This window comes from Bergeriella denitrificans NBRC 102155 (genome assembly GCF_001592185.1).
GTDB lineage: Bacteria > Pseudomonadota > Gammaproteobacteria > Burkholderiales > Neisseriaceae > Neisseria > Neisseria denitrificans.
In genome coordinates this window covers 1-1,405 of record NZ_BCWL01000320.1, presented here as the reverse complement: position 1 = coordinate 1,405, position 1,405 = coordinate 1, and the positions used below count along the sequence as shown (strand labels likewise).

The 1,405-nt window shown below is 61.3% G+C and carries 2 protein-coding genes; one reads left to right on the top strand and one right to left on the bottom strand.

Going from position 1 to position 1,405, the window contains the following annotated elements; translation table 11 throughout:
• Window positions 1–75: 75 nt before the first annotated feature.
• Window positions 76–879, bottom strand: coding sequence for a carbon-nitrogen hydrolase family protein (locus BDE01S_RS10535; protein ID WP_066081332.1), 804 nt, complete (start codon window positions 877–879; stop codon window positions 76–78).
• A gap of 128 nt (window positions 880–1,007) precedes the next feature.
• Here BDE01S_RS10535 and BDE01S_RS10530 point away from each other — a divergent pair, with 128 nt between their 5' ends.
• On the top strand, window positions 1,008–1,328 hold the full coding sequence (locus tag BDE01S_RS10530; RefSeq protein WP_066081328.1) for a porin: 321 nt from the start codon (window positions 1,008–1,010) through the stop codon (window positions 1,326–1,328).
• Window positions 1,329–1,405: the final 77 nt, after the last annotated feature.

Genomic DNA, 1,405 nt, shown 5'->3' with positions numbered 1-1,405 from the left:
ATATTTAAAAAGGCCGTCTGAAAAACCATATTTTCAGACGGCCTTTTTGATTGTGAAGGCGGCTTGCGGCGCGGTTTACAGCAGGCGGTGCTGCAGGGCGGGCAGGCGCGTGCGCACGCTTTGCAGACGCGCGGCATCCAGCTCGGCCGTGACCACGCCTTCGCCTTCGGGCAATACGGCCAGCACTTCGCCCCACGGGTCGATAATCATGCTGTGGCCGAAGGTGCGCCGCCCGCTTTCGTGTTTGCCGCCTTGACCTGCGGCGATAACGTAGCACTGGTTTTCCACGGCGCGGGCGCGCAGTAGCAGCTCCCAATGCGCCTGGCCGGTGGTGTAGGTAAAGGCGGCGGGCAGCAGCAAAACGTCAAACGGCTGCTGGGCGCGGAAAAACTCGGGAAAGCGCAAATCGTAGCACGTGCCCAGCGCGGCATCGATGCCGTCGGCGCGGCAGTCGGGCAGCTCGCCGCCGGCGCTGATGGTGTCGGCTTCGGAATAGCGCTCGCCCAGGCCGGAGAAGCCGAATAAGTGCATTTTGTGGTAGAGGCTGAGGGCTTGCCCGTCGCGGCCGTACACCATCAGGGTATTCATCACTTTGCCCGACTCGGGGCTGTGCAGCGGAATGGTGCCGCCGAACAACACCACGCCGCATTCCCGCGCGGCTTCGCTCATGGCCGTCTGAAAACGCCCTTCGCCGAGCGGCTCGGCCACCGCCAGTTTGTCGGTATCCTGCCGCCCCATCAACGGCCAGTATTCAGGCAGAAGCACCCAATCCGCGCCTTGTTCGGCGGCTTGGCGTACTAGGCGGCGCATGGCGGCGATATTGGCTTCGGGGTCGGTGCCGGAAACCATTTGTATGGCGGCGGCGCGTAAGTTATTCATAAACACTCCTTGTTTTTCAGACGGCTTTTGCTTGAATTATGATTTATTTACAGGGGCAAGGGCTATACTTCAACACTTATATCCGATACGCGAAACAACGGCAATACGCCGATTTGGGAGACAAAGCAATGAAACGGACATTATGGCTGCTGGCCGCCGCGTGTGCCGCGCCGGCGCTGGCAGACGTGCAGTTTTACGGTACTTTGAAAAGCGGCGTGGAAACCGCGCAAACCCGCTTCGGCGGCCGCTCGGCTTCGCACAGCGGGGTATCCGACTTCGGCAGCCATATCGGCTTGCGCGGCTCACACCCCATCGGCGGCGGCGCGCGGGCGGTGTGGCAGCTGGAGCAGGATGCCCCCGTGGGCGCACGCAGCAGCAGCGGCTCTTTGCGCGAGCAATGGCGGGCGCAGCGCGACAGCGGCGAAAGTTTTATCGGTATTGAACGCTGAAACGGGTGGCGGGGGAGCGCAGCGGACTTGCGAAGCTAATGACGGCAATAAAGATTTCTGTTTTTTAGGAATTTCAC

Coding starts and splice junctions, on each gene's coding strand:
- BDE01S_RS10535 (WP_066081332.1), bottom strand. CDS start 879: ATGAATAACTTACGCGCCGCCGCCATACAAATGGTTTCCGGCACCGAC.
- BDE01S_RS10530 (WP_066081328.1), top strand. CDS start 1,008: ATGAAACGGACATTATGGCTGCTGGCCGCCGCGTGTGCCGCGCCGGCG.